Source organism: Gemmatimonadota bacterium, assembly GCA_009838645.1.
Classification (GTDB): domain Bacteria; phylum JAAXHH01; class JAAXHH01; order JAAXHH01; family JAAXHH01; genus JAAXHH01.
The window spans coordinates 347,201-369,044 of sequence record VXRC01000049.1 but is presented as its reverse complement, the minus strand read 5'-3'; the positions used below and the strand labels follow the sequence as shown (position 1 = coordinate 369,044).

Sequence of the window (21,844 nt, the reverse complement as noted above, 5' to 3'; positions counted from 1 at the left end):
GGCCCAACTTGATCTTGCAGGTACGGATGAAATCAGGTATATTCAGTCATGCCGACTACCCGCGATCCGCATGTTCCGTCCCGCCTGAATGACCATGCATCCAATAGGCACGCCCGCTTCCGGCCGTGGCACCTGGCCATGGCTGTCGTCCTGTGCGCGGCCGCGTGTCAACCCGTCGATCCGCCGGTTCCGGAGGAAGGCGCGCAGGATGTGCTGCCGGACCAGGAAGCGTGGAACACGACCATATACCTGAGCCGGGACGGCCGGCAGGAAGCCACGATCCGGGCGGGGCACCGCCTTTATTTCTCGGAAACCAACATCACGGTCATTGATGAGGGCATCTACGTCGAGTTCTTTGAAGAAGACGGCAGCCTGGCCTCCACGCTCGAAGCGGATTGGGGCGAAATCGACGGGCAGACCCACGACCTGCGCGTCCGGGGCGGCGTAACGGTCCACAGCACGGAGCGGGGCATCCTCGAAACCGATTCCCTGACCTGGTTGAACGCGGCGAATCTCATCGTAACGGATGCCGCCGTACGCTTGACCGGGGACACGGATGTTATTGCGGGCGATGGGTTTGAAGCCGATCCGGGCATGCGCCGGTATATCATCCAGCGCAACATCAAAGGCCGTTTTCTGCCGGATGCGCAACCGCAATGACCCCTTCGCAGAGCAGTATTTCGACCGCCGTCACGGGGGGCACGCATCCTTGACGTCCAACGTAGATTCCGGTATATTGTATCACGGAACAGGGTCCGTCACGTGGCTGGTTTCGGTCTGCTGTTTCATCGTGCTTTCCGCTGCTCAGGCGAAGGGCCAGGAACGCCGCGAACCGGTGCAAATCGAGGAAGCGGGCAGCTTCGAGGCAACCGGTGGCGACGAGGTTTTCGACCTGTTCGAGTCTGTGCGGCTCAAGCACGGAAATACCGTCCTGACGAGTGACCGGGTGATCTATGATCGCTTGAACGGCTTCGTACGTCTTTTCGGAAACGTACGCATGATCCGCGGGACCACCACGCTCACCGCCGACTACGCGGAATACTTCGAGGAGGACCAGCGTGCCATCGGAACGGGGAGGGTGAGGCTCGACGACGCGCTGGACGGCGTGGTGCTGACGGGCGATCGTATGGTATTCACCCAGGATCCCCACCTCGCCGTGGCGACGGGCAAGCCGAACATGACCTGGGGGCAAAACGAAAGCAAGGTCAACATCGAGGGCTTTCGTCTTGAGTACTATTTCACCGAAACCAGCTCCCTGCTGAAAGCGCTGGCCAAGGAATCCGTCATCGTGGTGGACGAGGGCGAAGGCGTGACGATCTATTGTGAACACGCGGAGTATTTCAAGGCGACGGACAGCGCTCGATTCAGCGGGGAGCCCAAGTTGGTCAAGCGACTGGAAGGCGATGAAGGCGAGATCGTGGCGACCGGGAAGGGCATGACCTACGCCTTCGAAGACCGGACCGCCGACGTGTTCGATTCGGTCAGCGTCGTGAAGGGAACGCTGGAGGGGATTTGCGATACGTTGCGCTTCGACAGCGAAGGCCAGCAGATCGATCTCCTCGGCAATCCGGTGATACGCAGCGTTCACAGCGAGATCACCGGGGATGAGATCATCCTTGAAATGGAGGACGGCGAGGTCGCACGCGCCCGGGTTACGGGCAACGCCCGGGGTTCCTATACCGCGGAAGAGCAAGAAGGGACGAATCGGACGGACGATATGGCGGACCGGCCGGCCGGCCAGGCAGACATCCAGACCGATCAGGCGGACCAGACCGGCCAGGCGGACCAGACCGACCAGGCGGGCCAGGCTGACCAGGCGGGCCGCAGTACCATTGAAGGCCGCAGTATGGTCGTGGACTTCGAGGGCGAATCGGTGAGGATGATTACCGCGCAAGGGAACGCGGTAAGTACCTACAATCCGTCTGCGCTCGAAAGTGGCCCGACCGGCCACAACGTGGTCCGGGCGAAGGAAATCGTGATCGAACTGAATGAAGGCGAACCGGTCAAGGTGAACGCGGATGGCGGTGTGGACGGGTCCTATCTCAACCCGGAAGACGAAGACGGCAAACGTTGAATCGGAGGATCCGTGCAGTGCCTGCGAGCTGAGAACCTGGTGAAGTCCTACCAGAATCACCGCGTCGTCGATGATGTGAGCCTGCGTGTAGACCAGGGTGAGGTGGTCGGACTGCTCGGGCCGAACGGGGCGGGGAAGACCACCTCGTTCTATATGATCGTCGGCATGATCAAGCCAGGGTCGGGACGGGTGCTCATAGATGACCGCGAATCCGGGGAAAGCCGGAACATCACGCGGTGGCCGATGTACCGCAGGGCACGCGTGGGGATCGGCTATCTGGCCCAGGAACCGTCGATCTTCCGCAGGATGACGGTGGAACAGAACCTGATGTCCATTCTCCAGACTTTGCCCATGACCCGCAAGGCGAGGCGCAGAAAGATGGAAGATCTGCTGGAGGATTTCGGCATCGCGCATCTGGCCAAGCACAAAGCCTATACCCTCTCGGGCGGCGAGCGGCGAAGAACCGAGATCAGCCGCGCCCTGGTGACCGAACCGAAGTTCATTCTGCTCGATGAGCCTTTCGCAGGCATCGATCCCATTGCCGTTGAGGACATACAGGAAGTCATCGGACGCCTGAAGGAACGTAAACTGGGCATCCTGGTGACGGATCACATGGTACGGGAAACGTTGCAGATCACGGACCGGTCCTATATCATGGCCGACGGCCGGATCTATATATCGGGAACGGCCAAAGACCTGGCCGAGGACCCCGAAGCGCGCCGTATCTACCTCGGCGAGCGGTTCCGCCTGGAGTAACCGGAAGGCACGCCCATGGAATTTCAACTTCAGCCCCAGACCAGACAGCAGTTTTCTCCCCAGTTGATGTACTCGCTCAAGTTGTTGCAGTACACCACGCTGGAACTCGAGCAGGAGATCAAGGAGAAAATCGAGGAGAATCCGCTGCTGGAACTCGAGGAAGAGGCGGGCGAGGCGGCGGATGCGGCGCGCGAGGAGCCGGATGCGGCGCGCGAGGAGCCGGATGCGGCGCGCGAGGACGATCCTGGGGACCCCGCGTCCGAACGGGACCGAATCGATTGGGACGCCTACATTCAGGACGGCATGCACAACCAGATGGATGCCCGTGAAGAGACGGAAAAAAGGGAAGATCAGCACATACTGGAACGGGAAGGAAAGTCGGATACGACACTCACCGAGTACTTGAACGAGCAATTGCGGCTTCTCGACCTCTCCGTCCAGGACCGCGAAATCGGCGAATACCTGATCGGAAACCTGAATGACAGCGGTCTCCTCGACGTGCCGCTGCTGGACCTGTCGCTGGAATCCAGCGTGCCGTTCGACGAGGCGGAACGGGTGCTGAAGGTCGTGCAGACCCTCGAGCCTACCGGCGTCGGCGCGCGGGACCTGCGAGAGTGTCTCATGCTTCAACTGGAAGCGTTGAACTTGAGCGATACGCTTGCATACCGGTTGGTATCGGAACATTGGCGCGACGTCAAGTTGCGGCGCATCGCTTCGATTCGAAAGAAGATAAGGGCGTCCGAGCAGGAAATCGGCGACGCCCTGAACGTGATCGCCGGACTCAATCCCCACCCGGGGCTGGCCGTCAGCGATTCATCCGTTATCGCCATACATCCCGACCTGATCGTCGAGAAAGTGGACGGCGAATACCTCGTTTACCTCAACGATCGCAACCTGCCCAGGGTGCGTGTCAGCCATGCCTACCAGGCCATCCTGAACCGGAACGCGCAATCCTCTGAAGAAGACCGGCATTACGTGAGACGTAAGCTGACCGAGGCGAACCACTTCGTCAACTCGATCGAACAGCGGCGGTCGACCCTGTTGAAGGTGACGAACTGCATCGTCAGGGCCCAGCGCGAGTTCCTGGATGCGGGCCTTTCCGGTCTCAAGCCGATGATTCTGCAGGAAGTGGCCAACCAGGTGGGGCTGCATGTAACGACCGTCAGCCGGGCCACGCAAGGCAAGTACGTACAGACGCCCCGGGGGATTTTCGCGCTGAGGTTCTTCTTCGACGGGCGATTGAAGAAAAAGGCGGACGCGGAGACTGGGGAAGCCGCGGCGGGCCAGTTGGCGACCAAGACGGTCAAAGACCGCATCGCGCGGATCATCGAAGAGGAAGACGCGCGCGCGCCGTTGAGCGACCAGGCGATAGAGGAGATTCTCCGCACGAAGGAAGGCGTGCAGATCAAGCGGCGGACGGTGGCGAAGTACCGCGAGAACCTGGGAATACCCATTGCGCGGATGCGCAGAAGGATCTGACCCGATCAGCCATACAGCGAATCAGCCACACGGCGAAGGGAGGCGAACGTGCAGAAATCCATGACGGCCCGACACTGCGAACTGGCAGACGCTTACAAGGAGCATGCGGACAGAGAGATCGACCGTTTGAACAGATACAGCGACAACATCCTGAGTGCGGACCTTATCGTCTCGCAGGAAAAATACCGGTACATGGTTGAACTGAACGTGCACGTCGGAGGGCACGTCCTGACCAGCAAAGAGGAGAACGCCGAAGCCTACACGGCGCTCGACCAGGCGGTCAACAAGATGGAAACCCAGTTGAAGAAGCACAATGGCAAGCTGCACGATCACAGAACCCGGCGTCACTAGGTAATGGACGATGGCCAAGACATCGCCCCTGAAATCGCGCGTCCTGCTGATCAATAACCTGGTAGAGCAGGTCGACCTGAAACTGTCCCCGCTGACGGGTGAAACGGGGCTGTCCAGGAAGATAACGAACGCGGAGACGAACCGCCCCGGACTCGCGCTGGCAGGATTTGTCGAGCGGTTTTCCAGCAACCGGATCCAGATCCTGGGGGAGACCGAGTTATCCTACCTGAAGAGCCTGTCCTCGGACCAGCGGCTTGCGTCGCTGGATCGGCTGTTCGACCTCGGCTTTCCCTGCATGGTGATAACGAAGGGCATGGATCCGCCGCTGGAATTGACCGAGACCGCCGAGCGGTTCGATACCGCCGTCCTGGGTACTTCACTGACGACGGATGCCTTCGCGCAGTCCCTGATCGAGTACCTGGAACCCTACTTCGCACCGATGACAACCGTGCACGGCGCCCTGGTAGACGTGTACGGCGTGGGTCTACTGTTCACGGGACGCAGCGGAATCGGCAAAAGCGAAACGGCCCTCGACCTGGTGGAACGGGGACACAGGCTGGTAGCGGACGACGTGGTTACCGCATACCGGATGCGGCGCGGCGTCATCATGGGGACGAGCAACACGATCACGCAGCATTTCATGGAAATACGCGGCGTGGGCATTATCGACGTCACCAGCATGTTCGGCATACGCAGCATCCGTGTGCGCAAGCGGATCGAAGTCGTCGTCAACCTGGAGGACTGGAACAGCGAAGTGGTATACGAACGTACGGCGCTCGACGAGAAGACCACGACGTTGCTCGACGCGGAACTGCCCTATGTCCGGATTCCCATCAACCCGGGCAAGAACCTGACGGTCATTTCCGAGGTCGTCGCACTCCGGCATCTCCTGAAAGTCGTCGGGATCAACCCGGCGTCCATATTGAATCAGCGGGTGCTGGAGGTCATGAAGGAAGGCGAAAAGATCCGGTATCGCAGGGAAGACTACGAGTAGAATCATGTCACGCAGTTCTGAATGGATCGGGCAGCGACTTGATAAGGAAAACCGTTTCCGTAAAGAACAGGAAGGGGTTGCACATGCGACCCGCCGAGCAACTGGTTCGCACGGCGTCCAGATTCAAGTCGGAAGTCACGCTGGTCAAGGACGACATGCCGGTGAATGGAAAGAGCATCCTGGGGGTCATGATGCTGGCCGCCGAGCACGGCAGTTCGATTACGGTGGAGATCGATGGACCGGACGAAACGGATGCCCTGAAGGCGATTACCGACATGTTCGACCAGGATCAGGAGGCGTAGCATGAGCGAAGAGCGTCGCGTACTGAACGGCATACCGGCATCGCCGGGTATCGCCATAGGACGCGCTTTTGTCTACAATCGCCGCTTCGCCGCCATAAACCAGCGTCCGATCCCCGCCGACGGCGTGGAGACGGAAATCCGCCGATTCCGCACCGCCGTCGACGAGGCGTTGGACGACCTCACCCGGTTGCAGCGCCGCATCGCAGTGGATTTCGACCAGGACGTCGGGAAGATCTTCCGCGCGCACCAGGCCGTACTCGAAGATCCGGAAGTGGTGGATGTCACCATCGTGCGCATCCGGCGTGAACGGACCAACGCGGAGTATATCTTCGATGATGTGATGAGAGGATGGATCGCCAATTACTCTTCGATAGAGAATCCATTCTTCCGGGAACGGACAGCCGATTTCGAAGACGTGCATTACCGGGTGCTGGCGAAGCTCACCGGCAGCGCGCATTCCGGGATCGAGGCCACGGACGGGGAGATCGTACTCGTGGCGCACAGCCTGTCCCCGTCGGATACTGCGGAATTGGACCGGGATGCGGTCTGCGGCTTTATCACCGATGCCGGAGGTCAGACGTCGCATACGGCGATTGTCGCCCGCGGTCTGGCCGTGCCGGCGGTGGTCGGGACCAATATCGCCACTCAGGCCATTTCGGACGGCATGATGATCATCATCGACGGCAACAGCGGGATGGTCCATCTCGATCCGGATGCCGATACGATCGGGCGGTACCGGGAAACGAAGTCCCAGTTGTCGGTGCTGGAGCATGAGCTTCAGGAACTCCACGACCTGCCCGCGGAGACGCGGGACGGAAGGCGCATCGAACTGTCGGCCAATATCGAACTGCCGGCTGAACTGGAAGACGTCCTGAACCACGGCGCGGACGGTATCGGCCTGTACCGTACCGAGTTCCTCTACCTGGTTCGCAACGAATTGCCTTCTGAAGATGATCAGACCCTGACGTATCAGCGCATAGCGCGGCGCATGGCGCCGAACCAGGTGATCATTCGGACGCTGGACCTCGGGGCGGACAAGATGCCGAAGCAGATGCCGGACGAAGCCAATCCCGCCCTGGGCCAGCGGGGTATCCGGCTCTGCCTGGACCGGCCGGAAATGTTCAAGGTCCAGTTGCGCGCAATCCTGAGGGCCGGTGCGGAGGGAAACGTGCGTCTTATGTTCCCCATGATATCGGGATTGCAGGAGCTTCGGAGGGCGAAGGCGCTTCTTGAAGAGGCGCGGAATGAACTGCTGGAGGACGGGGTGCCCGTCGACCCGTCGATGTCGACCGGCATCATGGTCGAAATCCCTTCGGCCGCACTGACGGCCCACGACCTGGCGAAGGAGGTGGACTTCTTCAGCATCGGCACGAACGACCTGATCCAGTACACCGTGGCGGCCGACCGGGGCAATCCGAGCATCGCCTCCCTGTACAATCCGTGCCACCCGGCCGTGCTCCGCCTGGTCGCGTCGGTGATCGACGCCGCGCACGACAACGATATCTGGGTCGGCGTGTGCGGCGCCATGGCCGCGCATCCCCTGGCGGCCTGCATACTGCTTGGCCTCGGCGTTGACGAGCTCAGCATGAGCCCCATCGACATACCCGAGATCAAGAGCCTGATCCGCTCGGCGGATTACCAGGAACTCAAGGCCATCACCCGGGAGGCGCTGGACCTGTCCACGTCGGAAGAGATCATGCGTTTCCTGAAACCCTACCAGCCGAAGACCGAGCTGGACGTATCAGACATGATGCGCATCTGACAGTCAGCCTGGCCGGCCCGGTCAGCCTGGCCGGCCTGCCGTCACCGGGACATCCCGGCGCGCCGGCGCGGACCAGGGAACAAGAGAGGCGTAAATGGGTTTATCTCAGGCAGAAACCACGCAATTCGATACGCGGGGATACCTGGTCAAAGCCGGACTGCTTTCCGAAGCCGCGTTGCGGCCGCTGATCCTCGCCCTGAGCGGCATCGTGGACGAAGGCGCGCGCCGGCTGCACGTCGAAGGAAAACTGGCCAGCCCCTACGAGGAAGAGGGATTCGAGACCCGGTTGGCACATATCTACAGGGAGTCCGAAGAAGCCGGCGAGGCCGTCCTTGCGATGATTATGGGCCGGGGCGGAGGGCAGTTCAACGGCGAGTCGATGCTGGAGTTGCTGCGGAATACGGACCTGGTCGACTGTGTTTCAGACCTGATCGGTCCGGACATCGTGGGCGCTTCCGCCTATCGAATCCGACCGAAGCTACCGGGGCATACGCGGACGGAAGTGCCCTGGCACCAGGATTCCGGCTACTTCCTGCCCCACTGCGACCGGCACCTGATCGTGACCTGCTGGATCCCGCTGGTCGACACGACCGTGGAAAACGGTTGCCTGCACGTGATTCCCGGAGTCCACAAGGGCGGCGTGTTCCGGCACTACACGGGCGGGCACGGCGGCTACCTGGAGATCCCCGGGGACGAATTGCCTGAGAACCGGCCCATTCCCCTGGAAATGAAACGGGGCGACGTCCTGTTCATGACCAATCTGACCCCTCACGCCTCCTTCGTGAACCATACCGGGATCGTTCGCTGGAGTATCGACCTGAGGTACCAGTCCATGGACGCGCCGAACAACTCGGAGGAGGACCCGGCGACCTACACGCCGGAACGGGACCCGGTCACCATGGCCTGCTATCCGAGCGAGGCCGATTTCGTGATCCGGGATTCGAGTCATCCCGAGCGGGAGGTCACGACGCCGGAAGCCTTCAGGGAACTGCGTGACCGCTACCACGAGGCGAAGCCCTACAACCCGGGCAGGGGCTGGACCCGTCTCAAGGACAGGAAAGAGGCATGAACCCACGGATCACCCGGTATATGCGGGCGCCTTACAGTGCACCCAACGGCCTGCAGGTCACCGACGAAGGCCTGTGGGTTGTCGATCAATTCACCGATCGCATCGCGCTCCTCGCCCTGGAAGCTCCCCACGAGTACGGGGTCAGCAGGATACTGCGCGAATTGCCGACGGAATCCTCCAACACGAGCGGGATGTCCTATGGCGAAGGCGGGCTGTGGCTGGCCGCGAACGGTCCGGGCGAACGGTGGCGATTTTCGAGGGAGACCGACGCGCCGCCCGGGACGGGCGAGATCCTCAAGGTCGACCCGCGGACAGGCGCTAACTTGCTACGCCGTCCGCTACCCGCACCCGGCGGCACCCATGGCTTGGACTACGATTTCGTGGAAACGGGCACGATCTGGCTGAGCACGCTCCATGAGAAGACGCTCACGCAGGTCCACATTTCGGACTGGTCGGTAAAGCGCGTCATTCCATTGCCTTACGACGCCGGCCACGGAGTCGTGAGGACCGGTGACGGCGCACTGTGGATGGTGTTCAAGGTGGACCGCGTCATCGCGAAGATGGACGTCGAGACAGGCGACGTGCGCGACGAGATCCGTATCGGCCCTGATCATCCGGAACCGCACGGCCTGGCGCGTTGCGGAGACGACCTGCTGTACTGCGACGCGATGACGGGCTGGATCGCCCGTATCGAAGGCGTTTTCACCGGATAGCGTCTTGCCGTCTTACCGCTCTATCCCATGGCGCCCGAGTAGTAGATCTTCTCTCCCAGGTCCGTCCATCCGGCAACCGTGTTCCGGAAAGACGTGAAGGATTCGTACACCCGCCTGCTGTCTTCGTCCGTTTCGACCAACTGGGCGATGACTTCCTCCGAGTATTCCTTGAGCGTCGTGAGCACGGAATCCGGAAAGCGCCTGAGCTGTACCCCTTCTTCATTGACCAGCTTCTGGAGGTACTCGTTGTTCCGGGCGTCGAATTCGGACAGCACCCAGTGCGTCGACCGCGCCGCCGCGGTCCGGATCACCGTCTGCAGATAGGCCGGTAGTTCCTCGAAGGCGCTCTTGTTGACCATGAGTTCCGTCACGGTGCCCGGCTCATGCCAACCCGGATAGTAGTAGTACTGGGCCGCCCGATAGAAGCCCATGAGGTAATCGTGGTACGGACCGATCCATTCGGTCGCGTCGATAACGCCGCGTTCGAGGTTGGTGTAGATCTCGCCGACGGGGGACAGTATGGCCGAGCCGCCCGCCCGCTTGATCACGTCGCCCCCCAGGCCCGGTATCCGCATCTTCAGTCCCTGGAGGTCGTCGGCGGTGTTGATTTCCTTCCTGAACCAGCCCCCCATCTGGAAGCCGGTATTGCCCGCGGGCATGGGGATCAGGTTGAATGGGGCGTAGATTTCCTCCCATAATTCCAGCCCGCCGCCGCTGTAGAGCCAGGCGGTGACCTGTTGCGCGTTCATCCCGAAGGGTACCGAAGAGAAGAACTGCGTGGCGGGCGCTTTCCCCGCCCAGTAGTACGCGGCGCCGTGGCCCATTTCCGCCACACCCTGGCTGACCGCTTCGAATCCCTCTAGGGCCGGAATCAACTCGCCGCCCGCATACACCGTGATCTTCATCCTCCCCTCTGACATTTCCTCCACCCATTGGGAAAGGAGTCGCGCACTCTCCTGCAATATGGGCAGATTCGGCGTCCAGGTGGTGACCATCTTCCACTCATAGGTCCTGTCCGTGCGGATGGCGGGACCACTGCTTTCCTGCCCGGATCCGCAACCCGCCATCAGTGCGGCCCCACCGGCCAACCCGGCCGTGGATGCCGTCTTCAGAAACTCGCGCCGCTTTAACTTGTCCATCCTCATTCCTCCATGAATCGGGTTAGTCCCGCGTTTGGTTTTAAAATGTCGTCCCGCGTCGTGCAGCCGGGCGGGAGCAGCCCGCCCGGCCGGAAGCAGCCCGCCCGGCCGTACCCTACATCGTATCGGCAAACAGGCTGCTCACCGATTCTCCGTTGTGGATCCTTCGAATCGTCTCCGCCAGCAGCGAAGCGACGGAAAGGATGACCATGTGGGAAAGCCGCTTGTCTTCACCGATGGGTACCGTGTTCGTCGTGACGATCTCGTCGATCCGGGAACACTGCCTGAACCGTTCTATGGCTCCTCCGCTGAATATGCCGTGCGTACAAACGACGGAAACCCGCTGTACATTGCGTTCTTCCAACCGCTGGATCAGTTCGATGATGCTGCCGCCGGTTGCAATCTCATCGTCCATGATGATCGCGTTCTTGCCGGTAACGTCCCCCACGATCATGTCGATAACGACCTTTTCATCCGAGATGCGGCGCTTGTTGCCAGCCGCCACCGGCAACATCAGCTGCCTCGCGAAATGGGCCGCGTTCTTAGCGTTGCCCAGGTCCGGAGAAACCACCACCGTATTGCTCAGATCCCGCTGTTGGAAGTGCTGGGCCAGTACCTTGATCGCGTTCAGATGATCTACCGGGATACTGAAAAAACCGTGCACCTGCGGTTGGTGCATTTGCAGGGTGAGTATGCGATTGGCGCCGGCCGTTCCCAGCAGATCGGCGACAAGGCGACCGGCGATCGAAATACGGGGAGCGTCCTTCTTGTCGGATCTCGAATAAGAGTAATAGGGCAGCACGGCGGTGGTGCGCGCCGCCGACGCCCCGCGGGCGGCATCCAGCATCAACAGCAGTTCAACCAGGTTCTCCTGCACCGGAGGACCCAGTGGCTGAATGATGTAGACATCGCCTTCCCGGCAGTTCGCATTCAACTGGACCTGGAGGCAGTCGTTGCTGAATCGCGTCAGGGCACTGGCTCTCAGCGGCACGTTCAGATAGTGGCAGACCTCTTCCGACAGCGCGGGATGGGAAGAGCCGCTGAATACCACGATACTGTTCATGTATCCGTCTCTGTACGCGCGACCCGATTCAAGCTCCGGGCGGCCTGGAACGATGCTGCTTGAAGCCACCGTCAATCAAGGGAAACCAGGGTCTCGTGTCAAGTACAATATCCGGCCGTTCACGGCGTAATCAGGCCGTTCACGGCGAAGCGGCGATCACGACCAGATGCTTGGAAGCCGTCAACCTGTCGAGTGTGGGCAGCATCTGTTCCACGTATAGGATGTACGGACCTGCAGGCAGCCCGCGTCCGTGCTGATCCGTTCCGTCCCAGGTAAAGACATGTCGGCTGGCTACCGTCGTCTGATCGATGAGCGTCCTGAGGAAACGGCCCTGGATATCGAACACCATGGCGTGCAGAATACCGTGGGGTGCGGGCAGGTCGATTGTCACCAGGCAGACGTCTTCGAAGTTGTCGCCATCCGGGGAGAACGGATTGTTGCTGAAATGCACGGAGACGCCGTCCGGTATTCGGGAAACATAGAGTGCGTTTCGCCGTCCCGGAGTACCGCCGCCCGTGTCGGCCGATGGTCCCCAGACCGGTGGATCGAAGTCCGGGTTCACCAATTCCACGGAACGACCCGGGTCGGGATTCGAGGCCTCGTCGTATTCCGCGCCATGGACGGGTTTTCCCACCGCGTCCAGCAGCCATATCGTCGCACCGCTGTTCCGTAGCCTTTCCCAGCCGCCCATCGCTTCCACCACGATACCGCCGAAGCCGGGATGCGTTTCCCGGAACAGGGCGACATCATGGGCAATGACGACGTAGCCCTGGCCCTCGATCGACAAGCCGCCCGAGGAAATGAGGCGCACCCGTTCCAAGTGATCCAGCCGCAACGCGCTGCCGGCAAGATCAACCGCACCGCTCCCCTTGTTGTACAATTCAATCCATTCGGTCCGGTTGGGACCCGGGTTGAACATGATTTCATTGATGACCACGTTTTCCATCGAGCGCCCGGTGTCTACAGGCGCCATGGGTTCCTCGGGCGTCGCTGGCTCTTCCGGCTGCGCGGGTTCCTCGGGCTGCGCGGGCTCCTCCGGTTCCTCGGGCGTTGCTGGCTCTTCTGGCTGCGCGGGTTCCTCGGGCTGCGCGGGCTCCTCCGGTTCCTCGGGCGTTGCTGGCTCTTCTGGCTGCGCGGGTACCTCGGGATCGGTGGGCTTTTCTGGCTCCGCGGGTTCCTCGGGTGTCGCTGTCTCCTCCGGTTCCTCGGGTGTCGCTGGCTCTTCCGGCTCTGAGGGTTCTATCGGCTGCTCGGGTTCCTCGGGTTCACTGGGTTCCACCGGTTCTTCGGGTTCCTCAGGCTGTGCGGGTTCCTCAGGCTGTGCGGGTGCCTCCGGTTCCTCCGGCTCCTCCGGCTGCGCGGGTTCCGTGGGTTCCTCGGGCTCCTCCGGTCCGGGCATGACGGGAGGATCGCTCGCCGTGCTGTTTCGGAACCCCGGAGTGGATCCGCCGGGATGTGTGGACGGCGAACGGTTGGACTCGTCCGCGGGAAGGTCGAATCGGGGCCGCTCCCACGAGATGCCGTTCCCGCCGGCCGATTCGGTCCACGCGAACTGGTCGATCGTAACCTCGTCTCTTTTGATGAAGACCAGGTCTCCACTGTTCCCGAGCCCGTTGCCCAGTGTCCGGTCTCCCTTGATGGTCAGCATCAGTAGACTGACGGGATCGCCTGCCGCGGCAACTCGCTCGTTGTATTCGCCTTCGTAATCCGGATCTACGACCAGCGCGTATGCGCCCGGTGCCAGCACCGTACCCGCCAGGCCGAAGTCATGGGGGCCGGTGAAGTCCGTAATCGTGTCGTTCACGTCCCGCGAATCGCCGAGTGGCCAGCCTTCGAGATCCACCGGTTCGTCCCCCATGTTGTAAAGCTCGACAAACTCTCCTTTGGATTCCGAATGGGGATCGGCCAGTACCTCTGAAATGACGATGCCCGAGCCCGCGGCCTTCCCCGCGAAACAGAGGCATAGAACGGTGATGGCGAGATGGTGTTTACGTATCATGATAAGGAACTCCTTTTGATGATGGTGATTCGCGTGACTTGACCCTCGATGCCCGCCTGTTCATATCAGTCGAAGCCCTGTCATGAATCTCGTTTTTGTGTTGACACCGCGGGAAGCCCTTGCGTTAAATGCGATGGGTGGTAACCGGGACCTTGCAGGGGGAGCGTTGCATGGCGGAACTCCGAAAAACCGCGCTCTATGACCGCCACGTGGCGTTGGGCGCGAGGTTGGTGCCTTTCAGCGGCTGGGAGATGCCGGTCCAATACGAGGGGATTCTGGCTGAACACCACGCGGTCCGCACGACGGCCGGTCTCTTCGATGTCTCTCACATGGGCCGCGTAGAGATATCCGGACCGGATGCCGTTCCCTTCGCAAACCACATCACGGTGAATGACGTCGAACGGCTTAAGCCTTATCGGTCCCAGTATACCCTGGCCTGCCGGACCGACGGCGGCGTCATCGATGACTTCCTGGTATATCGAATGCCGGACCGGCTGCTGGTCGTTCCCAACGCGGGCAACCGGGAAAAGGACCTGGACTGGTTCCGCGGCCATGCCGTCGCGTACAACGTCGAAATCCGTGACCTGAGCCAGGAGAGCATGCTCATCGCGTTGCAGGGCCCCCGCAGCGAGCAGATACTAGATCCGCTGGCGGAGGCCGGACTGGATGCGCTCAGGTTTCAGGGGTTTGTCGAAACCCGGGTCGGAGGCATCGATGCCCGGATTTTTCGAACCGGATACACGGGCGAGGACGGCTTCGAGATCTGGTATCCGGCGGAGCATGCGGCCGCGCTATGGGACCTCCTGCTGGAATCCGGCGCTTCCAGGGGCTTGAAGCCCTGCGGACTCGGGGCAAGAGATACCCTGCGTCTGGAAGCCGGACTCGCGCTCTACGGGCACGAGATCGACGAATCGATCAATCCCATCGAAGCCGGCCTGGGATGGACGGTCAAGCTGAAGAAACCGGACTTCATCGGCCGGGATGCCCTGCTGGGAGTTCGTAGTGAAGGCGTCAAAAGAAAGCTGGTCGGACTGAAGTTGCTGGAACGGGGGATACCCCGGCAGGGCTATGAGATCCTCCATGACCGGGTTCCGGTTGGCCGGGTCGTCAGTGGAGCGATTTCACCCACGCTGGGGCTGGGGATTGGCACGGGTTTCGTGCCCGTCGGACTGGCGGAACCCGGAACGGGCCTGGCCATCGGCATCCGAGGCAGGCACATCGCCGCCGAAGTGGTGACACTTCCCTTCTATACGGGGAGCCGGAAGTAGGTCGACCGGCCGAATCACGCTATGCGTTTTCCCGAAGGAAGGCCCTTACCTCATCCGACCCGGGCAGACCCTCCGACGCGCCGGGCGTACCGATCTTGATGGCCGCCGCGGCATTGGCGAAAGCCGCCATTTCCTCCAGGTTCTCCTTCAATAGAAAACTGTAAAGCAGTCCGCTGGCGAACGCGTCGCCCGCGCCGACCGTGGACCCGGTCCGGACGCGGAAGGCAGGCTGTTCGACCATGCGGTCTTCAGTGGCCACCAGGCAACCACGGCCACCCAGCGTCACCGATACGATGCCGACGCCCGCCTCCAGCAGGTCGGCGGCGGCGTCACGGGGAGCATGCCGGCCCGTGAGCTGTTCCGCTTCCTCCTGGTTGGGCAGGATGATGTCCGTATACTTCACGGCCTCGTGCACGCGGGATTCCAACGCGGGATTGAGCCAGTACTTTCCCGGATCGAGGGCCACCGTAACGCCGGCGTCGCGGGCCGTGGCCATCGCGTCGAGGATGACCGCGCAGGTCGATTCGTCTTCGGTCAGCACATGGCCGGTGACATAGAGGATGCGCGCCGACCGGACGAAGTCGCCGGCCAGGCAGTGGGAGGGTATGGTCCGGGAACCCGGGCACACGTAGAACGCGTACTCGCCGTCCGGCGTCTCGAACATACAGGCCAGCGAAGTCGCCCGTCTCTCCATGACGTGGAGATGGGACGTGTCTACGCCGACGGCCCGCATGCCCTTCACGAATTGGGAACCGGGCGCGTCGTCGCCGATCGCGCCGACAAAGGCCGCACTGGCGCCCAGCCGAGCCATGCCCATGGCCACGTTCGCTGCCGCCCCGCCCGGTCCGACCTGACAGGCCTCACCGACCACGCCGGATCCCCGAACGCCTCCACGGTGCCGGTCCGGATGGCGCGGCACACGCATCCACACGTCGAGGTTGCCGTCCCCGACCGCCAACACGTCCAGCGCACGATTCATTGGCTGTCCCCGAAACCCCGCCGCACGGAACGACACGATTCTACGAGGTGACGGTCCTTCCGTCTGGTCACGGTCTTGCCCTTCCCGTCGTTACGAGAGCATGTCCGAACTGTGCACGGTGGGACACCAGTGCTTCTCGATGAAAGCGACCACCAGGCGGGTGCCCTCATCATGGCTGACGTAGGGCGGCATGGCGGGATTGTACATGGCGTCGGTGAGATCGCGGACCAGCGCCACGGGAACGCCCCAGCGGACCATCTGCTTTATGCCGAAGGTCCGGTGCAGGATGCACATGTTGGTGTGCACGCCCATCATCAACATGTTGCGGATTCCGTAGTGCCGGAAACAGGCGTAGACCTGCGCGCCGCTGTCGGACATGAGGTCCCTTTCCTGGTCGATGACGATGTCCGGATGCTGCCGGGACCAGGCGCTGAAGGTCTCCGTTTCGCCCGTGTCCGCGCCTTCGTCGGACGCATCCACGGGGAGCGGCGGGTCCGGGAGGTCCAGGTCCGGCGGCGTATCCACGGACGGCACGGATTCGGTTCTTTTCACCACGGGCGTATCCCGGTAGAAATCCAGGGTATCGGACGGGGCGTGCACGATCAGGACGCCCCGGGACCGGCAGGCGGCCGCGACCTCGTTCATCCGGGGGGTCAACGCGTTCAGCCGCTCGACCGCACCGCGGCACCAGTGGGCGTCCCAGATGTCGCACAGTACGAGCGCGGTGCGTTCCGGCTCCCAGCGGGTTTCGGTCGTGATCGTGTTCCACGTTGCGAAGCCGTTGTCGCGCGCCAGCTCCTGGCGGCGCAGCTTCAGGTCAATCCCGTTATCTGCCATGACAGCATTCCTTTCTCGATCGAACGGCGCAGAGCGCATCGCAAACTGGTTGCTAACGAATCTGACTCATAGAAAATCCAGGTCGGCCCCCAGGTGGGCGGGCTGGACGTGTTCGGCGTACAGCCGGCGCCAACCCCGGTCGGGCGGCGGGGGAGGGACGTGTCCGGCCTTCCGGCGGGCCAGCTCCTCCGCGGGCACGCACAGGTCGAGCCGCCGGTCCTCCACGTCCAGTTCGATCGGATCGCCGTCCCGGACGAGCGCCAACGGACCGCCGGCAGCAGCCTCGGGGCAACAGTGCAGCACGACCGTACCGTAGGCCGTACCGCTCATCCGCGCATCGGAGACGCGCACCATGTCCATGACCCCCTCTTTCGCCAGGTAAGCCGGAATGGGCAGCGAACCGGCTTCGGGCATCCCCATGGCCACAGGACCGGCGTTTCGCAGGACGAGCACGTGATCGGGGGTCAGTCCCAGTTTCGGGTCGTCGATACGCGCTGCCACGTCGTCGGGGGATTCGAATACGGCGGCCGGGCCCCGGTGGCGCTGGCGGTCCGGCGCGGCGGCGGCCCGTTTGATCAAGGCCCCGTCGGGCGCCAGGCTGCCACGCAGGACGACCAGGGCGCCGGGTGGACCGATGGGTGCTGCAAGGGTGCCTATGGTATCCTGCCAGTCGGAAGGCGGGGGCGTGTCCTGCAGGATATCCCCCAGGGACACGCCGTTCACGTTCATGGCATCGAGGTCCAGCCTGGATTCCAGGGCCTTCCACAGTACGGGGAGGCCACCCGCCTTGTGGAAATCCTCCATGTATCCCGTACCCACGGGTTTGCAGTTCACCAGCACGGGCGTTTCCCGCGCCGCCTCGTGGAGGTCTTCCAGCGTAAGGGGGACGCCGGCGCGGCGGGCAATGGCGATGAGGTGAATCACCGCGTTGGTGGACCCGCCCAGCGCCGCGAGCACGACCGACGCGTTGTGGAACGACGCCCGGGTGAGGAACTTGCGCGGAACCGCGCCGCACCGGGCCAGATCCACGATGCGCCGGCCCGACATCACCGCCTGCCGAAGCCGGTCGCCCGATCCGGAGAGCGGCGTGGCGCCGCCGGGCAGCATCAGCCCCAGCGTCGCCGTGAGGCAGGCCATGGTCGAGGCCGTTCCCATGACCATGCACGTTCCGCCCGTGGGGCACAGGGACTGTTCGATTTCTTCGATTTCTTCCCGGTCGATTTCACCCGCCCGATGCCGAAGCCAATACCGCCGGCAGTCCGTGCAGGCGCCGAGACGTTCGCCCTGCCAGCTCCCCGTGCGCATGGCGCCGGTCACCAGCGAGATCGCCGGCAGGCCGGCCGAAGCGGCGGCCATCAACTGGGCCGGCACGGTCTTGTCGCAGCCCCCCAGCAGCACGACGCCGTCCATCGGCTGCGACCGGATCATTTCCTCCGTGCCCATGGCCATCAGGTTGCGAAAGAGCATGGAAGTGGGCGAAAGCAGCGTTTCGGCCAGCGAGATGGTGGGGAAGGCCAGGGCGAGACCGCCGGCCTGGGCGATCCCGCGCCGGACGCCTTCCACGAGAGCCGGCATGTCCCGGTGACAGGTGTTGTAATCCGATGACGTGTCCGCGACGCCGATGATCGGGCGGTTGAGGTCTTCGCCATCATAGCCCGCGGAAGACAGGAACGCCCGCCGCAGATATCGGCTGAATTCCGTGTCGCCGTACCGGGTCAGGTTAAGGTCTATTCCCTTTATGCCAGTATTTGCCATGGCTGTTCCAGGTGGCGCATCCGCTCCGGCGTCGCCGTCCTGCGCATCAGGTCCCATCGCAGTTCGCTCCGGTCGGCAGGGAGCCTGCGCCGAAGAAAGGCGAGTTCGGCCTCCGAACGGCAGGACGAACAGGCCGTCATGTTCAGCATGCGACGGCGGTTTCCGCCGCCAAGAGCATTGTGCAGGGTCATCTGGTTGAACACGACGACGTCGCCGGGCTGGTTATCCGGAGCGACGCAGGGTACTTCCTCCATGCCCATGCCCCAGAGTGCCTGGGTATCGAGATTGCCCTGCCATCCCTGCCGGTGAGAACCCGGTACGAATCGAAGGGCGCCGGTCTCAGGGGTCAGGGGATCGAGATACATCGCCCATTTGACCTGGACAACCGGGTCACCATGGCAGTCCGGATGCCACATGCCGTCACCGACGTACAGCTCGCCGCCGCTGCCCAGATAGTTGTAGTCCTCCCCCAGAAGGCCCGACAGCAAGCCGTCGACACCGGGGTGGTCGAGCAACGTACAGAGTCGTTCGCTGCGTTCGATAAAGCGCCCCACGCTCGACCGGGCGGTACCGTCGTGCACGATCCCGGCCTCACGGAACACCCGTTCGAATTCCTCGGAGATCCAGGGAATCTCCTCGCGCAGGAGGCCCGGAAGGACCAGGTAACCGAAATCGCTGAAAAACCGCTGTTGCCCGTCGTTCAGTATCATATCATGGGCCTCCGTTCCGGTCCGGGCGGTCTGGGTAGCCCGTACGGTCCAGCTCGATAGCGAGCCGCCTGCCGAAGCATTCTTCAAAGAGTTGCACGCGGTTTCTTGCTTCCGACAACTCGACGGTGACGTCCCGGCCGTCCCGTGGAACGACCTTCATGCGCACCTTCCTGCTACCGGTCTCCAGCCTGACGTCCTCGACGATCTGCGACCGGCTTCTGTCCAGGTACTCGGACAGCCTGAGCAGCGAAGACAGCCGGTACACCATGCTCCGGTCTTCCTTCTTCAACAGGGTCTGGTACCGGGAGAAGTCCGGCTTGCCCCGCCGGTGATTGAGGCAGAGCCAGGCGATGATCACGATTTCACGGTGGTCGAATCCGGGCAGGCCGGCGTTCAGGATGATATAGGCCGAGTGCTTGTGATGATCGTAGTAGTCGATCACCGTGCCGATGTCGTGCAGCATGGCCGCGGCCCACAGGTACTCCCGTTCGCTCTTGCCGTAACCGTGCGTTTCCTGGAGCTGATCGTACATGGAGAGCGACAAACGGGCGACGTGGCCGGTGTGAGCGCCCTCGTAGCCGTACAGCCGCGCCAGGTTCAGGATTGTGAACCGGCGCAACCTGCCGATGCTGTTCGGTCTCGACGAGGGCTTGAACGCCTCTTCGAAGAACAGCCCCTCGCGCAGGCCCTGGCCGCTCACGGTCAGTTTTCGCGCGCCGGTCTTCCGCATGACGGAGGCCACGATCATGGCGCCGGCCAGGATGATGTCCTCTCTTTCCTTCTGCAACCCGGGGATCCGCCGCGACCGCTCGGAGACGGGCATGGACGCGATGCGCCCAATCAGCTTTTCCAACCGTCGCCGTTTCAGTTCGTAACCGTGCACGAGTCCGAGGGGGTACTTGCGTTCCATCCGGTCGATGCGGACCAGGGCGCGGACGACGCCCCCTACGCCGGCGATCGGTACCGTTCCGCGGGCCTTGAGCCAGTCGATATCCTCCAGCGCCTGGTCGATGTCCGCATCGAGCCGCTTCGTCTGTCCGGTGGTAACCTCCGGTCCGGGAAAGTAGGTCTCGGTGGTCCTGACCGTACCGAAGGGCGTGGATGCTCCCTTCGCGAACGCGCCGTCCCGGACCAACCCGATTTCCGCGCTGCCGCCACCGACGTCCAGGATGATCCCGTCGAAGAGACCCAGACTGTTGATCACGCCCACGGTGCTGTAGAACGCCTCCTCTTCGCCGCTGATCAGCCGGAAGTTCAACCCGGTGCCGCGGGCGATCTCCTCGAGGAAGCCGACGCCGTTCCCGGCGTCCCGCACCGCCGCGGTGGCCACGGGCAGTATATGGTCTATGTCCTGCGCGTCGCAGAACGACTTGAACATGCGGACGGCGTCCAGCGCCCGGGACCGCGCCGCGGAGCGAAGCCGCCCGTCCACAGCGATGCCTTCACCCAGGCGGACCCGCCTGCTGACTTCGTCGGTGATCTTGAAAACCCGGTCTTGCGTGTACTGGGCGATCATGAGCCGGGCCGTATTGGAACCCAGATCGATTATGGCGACCCGTCGATCGAGCGGCGCGAAGGAATACAATGGGGCCTCATACGACGGAGCTCGCGAGGGGCCGTCCGGCGAGTCCCGCCTTGAGGTTCTCGACCGTCCTTCGAGCCATCGCGTCGCGTGTGCGCGTGGTCGCGCTGCCCAGATGCGGCGCGATCACCAGGTTGTCCAGTTTGAGCAGGGGGTGGTCCCGCGGCAGAGGCTCCGGTTCGGTGACGTCCACCGCCGCCGCGGCGATCCAGCCGTTGCTCAGGGCATGGTGAAGGGCGTCATGATCCACGACGGCGCCCCGGGCCAGATTGATGAGGATAGCGGTCTTTTTCATGCGTCGCAACGCGGCTTTGTTGATCAGTCCCCGCGTTTCCTCCGTGAGCGGACAGTTCAGCGTCACGAAATCCGAGACCTCGAGCAGCGACTCCAGCGAGACGTACCGGGCCCGGTAAAGATGGTCATCCGGGTCCGGCTTCCGGTTGTGATAGACGATCTCCATGTCGAAACCGCTCGCCCGGCGGGCTACCTGCTTCCCGATGCTGCCCATGCCGATGATGCCGACGGTGCTCCCATGCACTTCGTATCCATGAAGGATGCTGGGGTCGTAATGGGTGAACCCCGGGCTTCGGGCGAACCGGTCGCCCACGACGACGCGCCGTGCCGCCGCCATGAGGAGGGTAAAGGTCATATCCGCCGTGGCGCCGTCGAGCATGTGGGGCGTGTTGCCCACGGGAATCCCGCGCTCGCGGGCCGCTTCCGTGTCGATATGATCGACGCCTACCCCGAAATTGCTGATGACCTTCAGGTTCGGCATGCGGTCCATCACTTCCCCGTCCGTGGGGGGATGGCCATAGGTGAGATAGGCGTCGACGAGATGCCACCGTTCGTCACCGTCGGCCAGGTCGTCGAGCATATGGAAACGGTCTCCGTCATCGAAGAGTTCCATAACCGAGTCCGGCAGGGGTACGTCCAGTAGTATGTGAATGCCCATGGAGGTTCCTGCTCATGCCGAACCGGGATACGACGGGCGTCCGGACCGGGCGGTTTGGCT

20 protein-coding genes are annotated in these 21,844 nt (G+C 62.7%); 11 read left to right on the top strand and 9 right to left on the bottom strand.

Annotated elements, in window-relative coordinates:
* Positions 1-48 precede the first annotated feature (48 nt).
* From lptC to F4Y38_15510, 10 genes are all read left to right on the top strand, one after another.
* Positions 49-660: an LPS export ABC transporter periplasmic protein LptC gene (gene lptC, locus F4Y38_15555; GenBank protein MXY50695.1), complete on the top strand. Its 612-nt coding sequence runs from the start codon at positions 49-51 to the stop codon at positions 658-660.
* A complete protein-coding gene (locus tag F4Y38_15550; GenBank protein MXY50694.1) occupies positions 557-2,074 on the top strand; it encodes a hypothetical protein in 1,518 nt (505 codons plus the stop codon). The genes lptC and F4Y38_15550 overlap by 104 nt, the downstream gene beginning before the upstream one ends.
* Before the next feature lie 21 nt (positions 2,075-2,095).
* Positions 2,096-2,830 (top strand): LPS export ABC transporter ATP-binding protein, encoded by a 735-nt coding sequence (lptB, locus tag F4Y38_15545; GenBank protein ID MXY50693.1) that lies wholly within the window; start codon positions 2,096-2,098, stop codon positions 2,828-2,830.
* Between the two features lie 15 nt (positions 2,831-2,845).
* Positions 2,846-4,309 carry an RNA polymerase factor sigma-54 gene (rpoN, locus tag F4Y38_15540; GenBank protein MXY50692.1) on the top strand — a complete coding sequence of 488 codons (1,464 nt, stop codon included), beginning with the start codon at positions 2,846-2,848 and terminating at the stop codon, positions 4,307-4,309.
* Between the two features lie 48 nt (positions 4,310-4,357).
* Positions 4,358-4,660 (top strand): ribosome-associated translation inhibitor RaiA, encoded by a 303-nt coding sequence (gene raiA / locus F4Y38_15535; protein ID MXY50691.1) that lies wholly within the window; start codon positions 4,358-4,360, stop codon positions 4,658-4,660.
* A gap of 10 nt (positions 4,661-4,670) precedes the next feature.
* Positions 4,671-5,654: an HPr(Ser) kinase/phosphatase gene (gene hprK / locus F4Y38_15530; protein ID MXY50690.1), complete on the top strand. Its 984-nt coding sequence runs from the start codon at positions 4,671-4,673 to the stop codon at positions 5,652-5,654.
* 38 nt (positions 5,655-5,692) lie between these two features.
* The gene (locus F4Y38_15525) at positions 5,693-5,956 is read left to right on the top strand and encodes an HPr family phosphocarrier protein (protein ID MXY50689.1); all 264 of its coding nucleotides are present in this window, start codon (positions 5,693-5,695) and stop codon (positions 5,954-5,956) included.
* Position 5,957: 1 nt separating this feature from the next.
* Positions 5,958-7,718, top strand: coding sequence for a phosphoenolpyruvate--protein phosphotransferase (gene ptsP / locus F4Y38_15520; protein MXY50688.1), 1,761 nt, complete (start codon positions 5,958-5,960; stop codon positions 7,716-7,718).
* Between the two features lie 94 nt (positions 7,719-7,812).
* Positions 7,813-8,787, top strand: coding sequence for a phytanoyl-CoA dioxygenase family protein (locus tag F4Y38_15515; protein ID MXY50687.1), 975 nt, complete (start codon positions 7,813-7,815; stop codon positions 8,785-8,787).
* Entirely contained in the window at positions 8,784-9,500 is a 717-nt protein-coding gene (locus tag F4Y38_15510; protein MXY50686.1) for a hypothetical protein, read from the top strand. The genes F4Y38_15515 and F4Y38_15510 overlap by 4 nt, the downstream gene beginning before the upstream one ends.
* 20 nt (positions 9,501-9,520) lie before the next feature.
* Here F4Y38_15510 and F4Y38_15505 read toward each other — a convergent pair whose 3' ends face one another.
* The 3 genes from F4Y38_15505 to F4Y38_15495 form a co-directional block, all read right to left on the bottom strand.
* Positions 9,521-10,645 carry a TRAP transporter substrate-binding protein gene (locus F4Y38_15505; GenBank protein ID MXY50685.1) on the bottom strand — a complete coding sequence of 375 codons (1,125 nt, stop codon included), beginning with the start codon at positions 10,643-10,645 and terminating at the stop codon, positions 9,521-9,523.
* Between the two features lie 109 nt (positions 10,646-10,754).
* The gene (locus F4Y38_15500) at positions 10,755-11,702 is read right to left on the bottom strand and encodes a ribose-phosphate pyrophosphokinase (GenBank protein MXY50684.1); all 948 of its coding nucleotides are present in this window, start codon (positions 11,700-11,702) and stop codon (positions 10,755-10,757) included.
* Positions 11,703-11,841: 139 nt separating this feature from the next.
* Positions 11,842-13,701, bottom strand: coding sequence for a hypothetical protein (locus F4Y38_15495; protein MXY50683.1), 1,860 nt, complete (start codon positions 13,699-13,701; stop codon positions 11,842-11,844).
* 170 nt (positions 13,702-13,871) lie between these two features.
* On the opposite strand from F4Y38_15495, the gene gcvT reads away from it, so the two are divergent.
* Positions 13,872-14,969, top strand: a complete 1,098-nt coding sequence (gcvT, locus tag F4Y38_15490) for a glycine cleavage system aminomethyltransferase GcvT (protein MXY50682.1) — start codon at positions 13,872-13,874, stop codon at positions 14,967-14,969.
* 19 nt (positions 14,970-14,988) lie between these two features.
* Here gcvT and F4Y38_15485 read toward each other — a convergent pair whose 3' ends face one another.
* The 6 genes from F4Y38_15485 to F4Y38_15460 form a co-directional block, all read right to left on the bottom strand.
* Complete coding sequence (locus F4Y38_15485; GenBank protein MXY50681.1) at positions 14,989-15,948, bottom strand: carbohydrate kinase family protein; 960 nt, start codon at positions 15,946-15,948, stop codon at positions 14,989-14,991.
* Between the two features lie 90 nt (positions 15,949-16,038).
* The gene (locus F4Y38_15480; protein ID MXY50680.1) at positions 16,039-16,824 is read right to left on the bottom strand and encodes an isochorismatase family protein; all 786 of its coding nucleotides are present in this window, start codon (positions 16,822-16,824) and stop codon (positions 16,039-16,041) included.
* Positions 16,825-16,851: 27 nt separating this feature from the next.
* Positions 16,852-18,540: a dihydroxy-acid dehydratase gene (locus F4Y38_15475; protein ID MXY50679.1), complete on the bottom strand. Its 1,689-nt coding sequence runs from the start codon at positions 18,538-18,540 to the stop codon at positions 16,852-16,854.
* Positions 18,522-19,250: a phytanoyl-CoA dioxygenase family protein gene (locus F4Y38_15470; GenBank protein ID MXY50678.1), complete on the bottom strand. Its 729-nt coding sequence runs from the start codon at positions 19,248-19,250 to the stop codon at positions 18,522-18,524. The genes F4Y38_15475 and F4Y38_15470 overlap by 19 nt, the downstream gene beginning before the upstream one ends.
* Position 19,251: 1 nt before the next feature.
* Positions 19,252-20,835 (bottom strand): Ppx/GppA family phosphatase, encoded by a 1,584-nt coding sequence (locus F4Y38_15465; protein MXY50677.1) that lies wholly within the window; start codon positions 20,833-20,835, stop codon positions 19,252-19,254.
* Positions 20,836-20,842: 7 nt separating this feature from the next.
* Entirely contained in the window at positions 20,843-21,784 is a 942-nt protein-coding gene (locus F4Y38_15460) for a D-glycerate dehydrogenase (protein MXY50676.1), read from the bottom strand.
* Positions 21,785-21,844 lie beyond the last annotated feature (60 nt).

Bases quoted from the DNA above. Each gene is read 5' to 3' on its own strand.
- hprK (MXY50690.1), top strand. From the start codon at position 4,671: ATGGCCAAGACATCGCCCCTGAAATCGCGCGTCCTGCTGATCAATAAC.
- F4Y38_15500 (MXY50684.1), bottom strand. From the start codon at position 11,702: ATGAACAGTATCGTGGTATTCAGCGGCTCTTCCCATCCCGCGCTGTCG.
- lptC (MXY50695.1), top strand. From the start codon at position 49: ATGCCGACTACCCGCGATCCGCATGTTCCGTCCCGCCTGAATGACCAT.
- F4Y38_15550 (MXY50694.1), top strand. From the start codon at position 557: ATGTTATTGCGGGCGATGGGTTTGAAGCCGATCCGGGCATGCGCCGGT.
- F4Y38_15460 (MXY50676.1), bottom strand. From the start codon at position 21,784: ATGGGCATTCACATACTACTGGACGTACCCCTGCCGGACTCGGTTATG.
- F4Y38_15485 (MXY50681.1), bottom strand. From the start codon at position 15,948: ATGAATCGTGCGCTGGACGTGTTGGCGGTCGGGGACGGCAACCTCGAC.
- F4Y38_15495 (MXY50683.1), bottom strand. From the start codon at position 13,701: ATGATACGTAAACACCATCTCGCCATCACCGTTCTATGCCTCTGTTTC.
- F4Y38_15505 (MXY50685.1), bottom strand. From the start codon at position 10,645: ATGAGGATGGACAAGTTAAAGCGGCGCGAGTTTCTGAAGACGGCATCC.
- rpoN (MXY50692.1), top strand. From the start codon at position 2,846: ATGGAATTTCAACTTCAGCCCCAGACCAGACAGCAGTTTTCTCCCCAG.
- gcvT (MXY50682.1), top strand. From the start codon at position 13,872: ATGGCGGAACTCCGAAAAACCGCGCTCTATGACCGCCACGTGGCGTTG.
- ptsP (MXY50688.1), top strand. From the start codon at position 5,958: ATGAGCGAAGAGCGTCGCGTACTGAACGGCATACCGGCATCGCCGGGT.
- F4Y38_15510 (MXY50686.1), top strand. From the start codon at position 8,784: ATGAACCCACGGATCACCCGGTATATGCGGGCGCCTTACAGTGCACCC.
- F4Y38_15470 (MXY50678.1), bottom strand. From the start codon at position 19,250: ATGATACTGAACGACGGGCAACAGCGGTTTTTCAGCGATTTCGGTTAC.
- F4Y38_15475 (MXY50679.1), bottom strand. From the start codon at position 18,540: ATGGCAAATACTGGCATAAAGGGAATAGACCTTAACCTGACCCGGTAC.
- F4Y38_15515 (MXY50687.1), top strand. From the start codon at position 7,813: ATGGGTTTATCTCAGGCAGAAACCACGCAATTCGATACGCGGGGATAC.
- F4Y38_15480 (MXY50680.1), bottom strand. From the start codon at position 16,824: ATGCGCTCTGCGCCGTTCGATCGAGAAAGGAATGCTGTCATGGCAGAT.